The sequence below is a fragment of the Streptococcus suis genome (genome assembly GCF_046032515.1).
Taxonomy (GTDB): Bacteria; Bacillota; Bacilli; order Lactobacillales; family Streptococcaceae; genus Streptococcus; species Streptococcus suis_AL.
The window spans coordinates 84,935-91,725 of the sequence record NZ_JARQPJ010000006.1 but is presented as its reverse complement, the minus strand read 5'-3'; the positions used below and the strand labels follow the sequence as shown (position 1 = coordinate 91,725).

The window sequence follows — 6,791 nt, the reverse complement described above, 5'->3', positions numbered from 1 at the left end:
GGTAGCTCAGTTGGTAGAGCAATGGATTGAAGCTCCATGTGTCGGCGGTTCGATTCCGTCTCGCGCCATTAATTTAATATTATATTTCGGAGAGATAGCGAAGAGGCTAAACGCGGCGGACTGTAAATCCGCTCCTTCGGGTTCGGGGGTTCGAATCCCTCTCTCTCCATACCTTTACGGGCATAGTTTAAAGGTAGAACTAAGGTCTCCAAAACCTTCAGTGTGGGTTCAATTCCTACTGCCCGTGTTATATGGCGGGTGTGGTGAAGTGGTTAACACATCAGATTGTGGCTCTGACATTCGGGGGTTCGATTCCCCTCACTCGCCTATTTTAATATTGGGGTATCGCCAAGCGGTAAGGCAAGGGACTTTGACTCCCTCATGCGTTGGTTCGAATCCAGCTACCCCAGTTCAACTATATGCCGGCGTGGCGGAATTGGCAGACGCGCTGGACTCAAAATCCAGTGTCCGCAAGGACGTGCCGGTTCGACCCCGGCCGCCGGTATAGTTTATGAAGAAACGTTGATTTATCAGCGTTTCTTTTTTGCTTTGTCTGGCGGGTAGGGTGGTTTTAGGCTCAGAATATTTCGGCTCTTTGTCAACTGTAGTGGGTAGATGAAAAGCTAACACCTAGAGAGGACGAACTTCGTTCTCTCTTTCTTTATGTTCAAAGCAATCAAAATTCGCTTTTTAAAGTTTTCAAAGTTCCTGAAACCAAAGGCATTTCTCTTAATGACTTTGATGAGATTATTGGTAGCTTCCAGTTTGGCGTTGGAATAAGGCAATTCTAGGGCATTCAAAACCTTGTCTTTATCCTTTAGAAATGTCTTAAATACCGTCTGGAAAATAGGATTAACAGTGGCTATTTCCTGTTCGATGAGGTCAAAGAAATGGTCTGAGTTCTTCTCTTGGAAATGGAATAAGAGCAATTGATAGAGTTCATAGTGCTGTCGTAGTTCCTCGGAGAAAGAGTTGTTCCATATGAGTCTTTCTAATGTGAGTTTGGTTGCTTTTCATTATAGGTCATATGGGACTTTTTGTATATACTTAAAAAGGCTCCATAATCTCCACGGTGGTTTTACCCACTACAGAAATTATAGAGCCAATATTTCTGACATTGTAGTACTGTTAGATTTGCTATAGTACTTCTACTTTAGTATGTTGATAATACTGAAGCAACGGTTGATCAGGCGGCTACTATTAAGACTTCTGCTGACCAGGCTGTGACTGACCAAACTACTGTGGTGGCTGATGCTACTATTGCAGAAGAAGCGACTGCAGAAGCTGTTGACACAGCTACAGGCGCTGTAGCAGACGCCGAAGCAAGTAAAGCTGAAGAACATTGCAAAAGCTGAAGAAGCTGTAGAAGATACCAAAACAGCTATCTCAGAAGCTGAAAGTAATGCGAATCAAGCTGTTGATAACCTCAATGCTGACGTAGCAACGAAGACTAAAGCTCAATATGAGGCTGTGAAGGAGGCTTATACCCAAGCACAGATTGTGTCTCAGCGACAAGCTATCAATGATACAGGCGGTCAACCGATTGCTATCACAGATAAAGTTGGTAAGATTGCGGGCTACTTTGATGGCAACCAAACTGTAGGTACTAAGCTGCAGCCAATCACTTATAGCAGAGTTGAAAAGTATAGACAGCTGCCACAAACGGGCTCACAAGAAAGCCTTTTGGTATTGTTAGGCTACACGGTCCTTGCTGGTCTTGGACTAGGTTATGCAAAAAAACGGAGAAGAGGATAGGAAAGAATGGCAGAACAATTGGCGCGGAGTAATGCTCAAATTTCACAACTGCGTGATCAGGCAGAGCGACTTCGTAAAGGGCAGGCTCATTTGGAATATGCCGCGGCAAGGGCAGCTATCCAGAATGCGCGAGCTAATGAAAAATTAGCTAACATGGAGCGTTACGGCGTCCATGCAACTATTCGCTGATTCAAATGAACTGGAGAAGTCCTGGTTTGTAGGAGAAAGATGAAAAAGAAATTATTAAGATTAGGTTTTGTAGCCTTGTCAGTTTTGGTGTTAACGGCTTGTCAGATGGGAACGAAAGAATATCTATCGGTTTCTTTTAAGGGGTACGATGGTTATGGAACTGCAACCGTATCTCTTGATAGGGAGGAGCTGATTGCCGAACTTTATGGGAAGGATGCAACAGATGAGGAACAAGATGCTGTCCATGATGGGGTGTCTGTTTCAGTAGATGGCTCTGAGGCATTGAGCAATGGAGATAAGGTGAAAGTGACAGTTGATGTGGATAAGGAATTGGCTGTGGCTAGTAAGATAAAATCTGAAACCTATACCTACGATGTATAGGGGATTATAGAAAAAACAGAAATTAGTTCTCAGGATCTGGTAAAAAAGCTGGCAGTTACTTATACTGGCATTAGTGGTCAGGTAGATTATCCAGAAATCAGTATTGACAGTACTATTCTCTATCCTATTGGGGAGAATGGTGATGATATATTGAAACCTTCCGCAAGCAATAGTACACCAATTTCGAATGGAGATATGATTGCTTTTTCGGTAGAGAAAGTAGAATTAGCCATGAATACAGGCTATGTATTGACAGATGATAAGGAAATTAGTCTTGAGGTTTCTGGTTTGGATAAAATTCCTGATACTGTTAGCGAAATTAAAAATCTAGCTGACTTGCTTGCCATTGCCCAAGAGCAGGCTGAAAAAGATTTTGCAGAGAAAAAACTTACCAGTCAGTATAGTTTGAAGCGTCATCATATTTTTTATCGTCATGACTATCAAGAGACTAAAGGGTGGAAGAATAGTTATTATGGGGATTTAGCTATTGTTTATGAGTATGTTAATGCAAAAGAAGATTCTTTTGTCAAAACTTCAACAGATTTCTATGTTTACAATTTCTCTAAATTGATTATTGACAAGGATGGTATTGTTACACTAGAAGCACCGAGTAAACTAGATAAAGATAAAATGGTTAAGCTATCTGCTCAGTCGGATCATTTTTATCGTGATAGTATCGATGATGTCTATGCAAGCTTGACTAATCTCGAGTATAGGGATGTTACAACAGAGGCGGAATCTGCTGTTAACAGATAGTAAGAATAGTTTGAAATGAAGGAATTGGTGTTTCTTTTTTATTAAGAAGGCTTACGAGTTGCTATGGATAGATATACTTTTTTTCAGTAAATTTTCCTTGTTTTTTTGTTTTCTATGTGGTATACTTAACAAGTTAATTAAAAGGTTAAGGGGATGCCTATGAATCGTATTGCATTAGAAATTGAGAAGTACCTGCACGAGATTGTTTTGAGTTCGGAGAATCAATTGGAGATTTTGGTTGGTTCTTGTCAAAGCACGGTGAAGTTGACGAATACGCAGGAGCATATTTTGATGCTTATTGAAAAGGCTGCATATACTAATACTGAGATTGCTAAGGAGTTGAATGTTAGTCAGGCTGCGATCACGAAGGCTACAAAGTCATTAGTTGCTCAGGGGTTATTGGTGGCGGTTAGAGATGATAAGGATGCTCGTATTGTTCGCTTTAGTTTGACTGAGGCTGCTAAGCCTATTGCTGCAGAGCATGCTCATCATCACGCGCATACCTTGGAAGCTTATGAAGAGCTTTTGGAACATTATAGTCTTGAAGAGCAGGAGTCAATTGCTCGATTCTTAAGTGAGTTAGTGGAGAAGATTAGAAAATAAATGAGATATATTACTGTGGAAGACTTGTCGTTTTACTACGACAAAGAACCGGTTTTAGAACATATTCATTATTATCTTGATAGTGGGGAATTTGTGACTTTGACTGGTGAGAATGGCGCAGCCAAGACAACCCTCATTAAGGCGACTTTGGGGATATTGAAGCCCAAACAAGGGAAGGTTTCTATTGCTGAGAAGAGTATAAAGGGGAAGAAGTTGAGAATGGCCTATTTACCTCAGCAAATTGCAAGTTTTAATGCTGGTTTTCCGAGCACGGTTTACGAATTTGTAAAATCAGGGCGTTATCCTCGGCAAGGTTGGTTTCGTCGTTTGACAGCCCATGATGAGGAACATGTTCGGATTAGTTTGGAATCAGTTGGAATGTGGGAACATCGGGATAAGCGCTTAGGTGCTTTGAGTGGTGGGCAGAAGCAGCGTGCGGTCATTGCGCGTATGTTTGCCTCTGATCCAGATATTTTTATTCTGGATGAACCGACAACAGGGATGGATGCAGGGACCAAGGATGCTTTTTACCAGCTCATGCACCATTCGGCTAAGAAGCATGGAAAGTCGGTTTTGATGATAACTCATGATCCTGATGAGCTGAATAAGTATGCTGATCGAAACATTCACTTGGTTCGTGATCAGCAGTCTCCTTGGCGTTGTTTCAATGTTCATGAAGCGGATGAGGAGGTTGCCCATGTTTGATCTATCTGTATTTCATTATGACTTTATGCAGCGTGCTTTTCTGGCGATTATTGCGATGAGTCTGTTCTCGCCCATTTTGGGGGTCTTTTTGATACTTAGACGGCAGAGTTTGATGTCGGATACTCTTAGTCATGTTTCGTTGGCGGGGGTTGCATTTGGTTTGGTATTGGGGATTTCACCAACACTTTCGACTGTTCTTGTCGTTATTGTGGCAGCTGTATTTTTAGAGTATTTGCGGACAATTTACAAAAACTTTATGGAAATTGGGACGGCTATCCTCATGTCGACTGGTTTGGCTATTTCGCTCATTGTCATGAATAAATCTGGTGGGAAATCAGGGCTTAGCTTGGAACAATATCTGTTTGGTTCGATAGTGACCATTAGTCAGGAGCAGGTAATTGCTTTGTTTACGATTGCTGTGATTGTCATCGTGCTGACATTGTTGTTTTTACGTCCGATGTATATTCTTACTTTTGATGAGGATACGGCATTTGTAGATGGGTTACCTGTGCGAGCTATGTCCATTGCCTTCAATGTGGTGACTGGTGTTGCCATTGCCTTAATGATTCCTGCGGCAGGTGCTTTGCTGGTTTCAACAATTATGGTTTTGCCTGCTTCTATTGCATTGCGACTTGGTAAGAGTTTTAAAGCTGTTATCTTTACGGGGATGGGAATTGGTTTTTTTGGAATGGTCATGGGGTTGCTGACTTCTTACTATGCAGAAACCCCAGCGAGTGCAAGTATTACCTTGATTTTCATTAGTATTTTCTTACTGGTGAATGTTGTTCAAAAATTTAAAAAATAAGGAGTTAAGATGAAAAAAGTTGGTTTATTATTCTTGTCTGTCTCAGCTTTGCTTTTGGGGGCTTGTGGCAATAGCACAGCTTCTGAAGATGGGAAGTTGAATATTGTAACGACCTTTTATCCTGTTTATGAGTTCACCAAGCAGGTGGCAGGTGATGAGGCAAATGTTGATCTGTTGGTTAAGGCTGGGACAGAGGTTCATGGTTATGAGCCGTCAGCTAAAGATATTGCTCGTATCCAAGAGGCAGATGCTTTTGTTTATGAAAATGAAAATATGGAAACATGGGTTCATGATGTTGAAAAATCACTTGATACAACAAAGGTTAATGTGATTAGTGCGACGGAGGGGATGTTGCTTTTGCCTGGCGGTGAGGAGGAACATGAAGATCACGACCATAGTGAGGAGGGGCATAGTCATGCTTATGATCCGCATGTATGGTTGTCTCCTGAGCGTGCCATCACACTTGTAGAAAATATTCGTGATAGTTTGGTAGCTAAATACCCAGAAAAGAAAGATGCTTTTGAAACAAATGCGGCAGCCTATATTGAGAAATTAGATGCTTTAGATATGAAGTATTCTGAAACATTATCTGCTGCGAAACAGAAATACTTTGTTACACAACATACTGCATTTGCATATTTGGCTTTGGACTATGGTTTGAAACAAGTTTCTATTACAGGTGTTGCTGCAGATGAGGATCCGACTCCATCACGTCTAGCGGAATTGACAGAGTATATCAATAAATATGGTATTAAGTATATCTATTTTGAAGAAAATGCGTCAAAATCTGTTGCAGAAACACTTGCTAAAGAGACTGGGGTTCAGTTGGATGTTCTTAATCCTCTTGAAAGTTTGACGGATGAGGATATGAAAAATGGTAAGGATTATATTTCTGTTATGGAAGATAATCTGACTGCCCTTGAAAAAACAACTTCCCAAGAAGGTTCTGAAATTTTGCCAGAAGAGGGTGCTGAGACTGCGCAAACTGTTTATAATGGTTATTTTGAAGATAGTGCCGTAAAAGATCGTACTCTTTCAGATTATGTAGGTGAGTGGCAATCTGTTTATCCATACTTGCTTGATGGTACACTAGATCAGGTCTGGGATTACAAGGCTAAGATCAAAGGTGGTATGACAGCTGAAGAGTACAAGGTTTATTACGATACTGGCTACAAAACAGATGTTGATCAAATTAACATTACAGATAATACCATGGAATTTGTAGTGGGAGATAAGAAAGAAAAATTCACGTATAAGTATGTGGGTTATAAGATTTTGACCTACAAAAAAGGAAATCGTGGTGTTCGTTTCTTGTTTGAAGCAACAGATGCAAACGCAGGTGACTATAAGTACGTGCAATTCAGCGACCACAATATCGCCCCTGTTAAAACAGGTCACTTCCATATCTATTTTGGTGGAGAGAGCCAAGAAAAACTCTTGGAAGAGTTGGAAAACTGGCCGACATACTACCCTGTTGGTTTGACTGGTTTGGAAATTGGTCAGGAGATGCTGGCTCACTAAGAATAATGAGAAGACTGGGCAAGGTGTTCAGTCTTTCTTCTTGACAATTTTTGACTACAAATGTAAACTAAAATTA

Annotated in this window: 9 protein-coding genes, 6 tRNA genes and 1 pseudogene; 15 read left to right on the top strand and 1 reads right to left on the bottom strand. The window is 40.9% G+C overall.

Going from position 1 to position 6,791, the window contains the following annotated elements; translation table 11 throughout:
- The first annotated feature begins 1 nt into the window (after nucleotide 1).
- From P7J49_RS04370 to P7J49_RS04345, 6 genes are all read left to right on the top strand, one after another.
- Nucleotides 2-68 (top strand) — tRNA-Phe (locus tag P7J49_RS04370).
- Between the two features lie 20 nt (nucleotides 69-88).
- Nucleotides 89-169 (top strand) — tRNA-Tyr (locus P7J49_RS04365).
- A gap of 7 nt (nucleotides 170-176) precedes the next feature.
- Nucleotides 177-247, top strand: a tRNA-Trp gene (locus P7J49_RS04360).
- A gap of 7 nt (nucleotides 248-254) precedes the next feature.
- A tRNA-His gene (locus tag P7J49_RS04355) sits at nucleotides 255-327 on the top strand.
- A gap of 11 nt (nucleotides 328-338) precedes the next feature.
- Nucleotides 339-410: transfer RNA gene (locus tag P7J49_RS04350), tRNA-Gln, on the top strand.
- 11 nt (nucleotides 411-421) lie between these two features.
- Nucleotides 422-505 (top strand) — tRNA-Leu (locus tag P7J49_RS04345).
- A gap of 118 nt (nucleotides 506-623) precedes the next feature.
- Here the strand turns inward: P7J49_RS04345 and P7J49_RS04340 are convergent.
- A pseudogene (locus tag P7J49_RS04340) lies at nucleotides 624-1,004 on the bottom strand (transposase); the annotation flags it as partial.
- Between the two features lie 219 nt (nucleotides 1,005-1,223).
- On the opposite strand from P7J49_RS04340, the gene P7J49_RS04335 reads away from it, so the two are divergent.
- The 9 genes from P7J49_RS04335 (at nucleotide 1,224) to P7J49_RS04295 (ending at nucleotide 6,715) form a co-directional block, all read left to right on the top strand.
- Nucleotides 1,224-1,355 carry a hypothetical protein gene (locus P7J49_RS04335; RefSeq protein WP_408569606.1) on the top strand — a complete coding sequence of 44 codons (132 nt, stop codon included), beginning with the start codon at nucleotides 1,224-1,226 and terminating at the stop codon, nucleotides 1,353-1,355.
- A 115-nt stretch (nucleotides 1,356-1,470) separates the two neighbouring features.
- Nucleotides 1,471-1,755 carry an LPXTG cell wall anchor domain-containing protein gene (locus P7J49_RS04330; protein WP_408569604.1) on the top strand — a complete coding sequence of 95 codons (285 nt, stop codon included), beginning with the start codon at nucleotides 1,471-1,473 and terminating at the stop codon, nucleotides 1,753-1,755.
- An 18-nt stretch (nucleotides 1,756-1,773) separates the two neighbouring features.
- Nucleotides 1,774-1,944, top strand: coding sequence for a hypothetical protein (locus P7J49_RS04325; RefSeq protein ID WP_408569603.1), 171 nt, complete (start codon nucleotides 1,774-1,776; stop codon nucleotides 1,942-1,944).
- Between the two features lie 39 nt (nucleotides 1,945-1,983).
- The gene (locus P7J49_RS04320) at nucleotides 1,984-2,325 is read left to right on the top strand and encodes a hypothetical protein (protein ID WP_044688517.1); all 342 of its coding nucleotides are present in this window, start codon (nucleotides 1,984-1,986) and stop codon (nucleotides 2,323-2,325) included.
- 195 nt (nucleotides 2,326-2,520) lie between these two features.
- Nucleotides 2,521-3,081, top strand: a complete 561-nt coding sequence (locus P7J49_RS04315; protein WP_408569601.1) for a hypothetical protein — start codon at nucleotides 2,521-2,523, stop codon at nucleotides 3,079-3,081.
- A 159-nt stretch (nucleotides 3,082-3,240) separates the two neighbouring features.
- The gene (locus P7J49_RS04310; RefSeq protein WP_004195554.1) at nucleotides 3,241-3,684 is read left to right on the top strand and encodes a zinc-dependent MarR family transcriptional regulator; all 444 of its coding nucleotides are present in this window, start codon (nucleotides 3,241-3,243) and stop codon (nucleotides 3,682-3,684) included.
- Nucleotides 3,685-4,389 (top strand): metal ABC transporter ATP-binding protein, encoded by a 705-nt coding sequence (locus P7J49_RS04305; protein WP_002936595.1) that lies wholly within the window; start codon nucleotides 3,685-3,687, stop codon nucleotides 4,387-4,389.
- On the top strand, nucleotides 4,382-5,194 hold the full coding sequence (locus P7J49_RS04300; protein ID WP_002936593.1) for a metal ABC transporter permease: 813 nt from the start codon (nucleotides 4,382-4,384) through the stop codon (nucleotides 5,192-5,194). Before P7J49_RS04305 ends, P7J49_RS04300 begins: the two co-directional genes overlap by 8 nt.
- A gap of 9 nt (nucleotides 5,195-5,203) precedes the next feature.
- On the top strand, nucleotides 5,204-6,715 hold the full coding sequence (locus tag P7J49_RS04295; RefSeq protein WP_408569599.1) for a zinc ABC transporter substrate-binding protein AdcA: 1,512 nt from the start codon (nucleotides 5,204-5,206) through the stop codon (nucleotides 6,713-6,715).
- The last annotated feature ends 76 nt before the right edge of the window (nucleotides 6,716-6,791 follow it).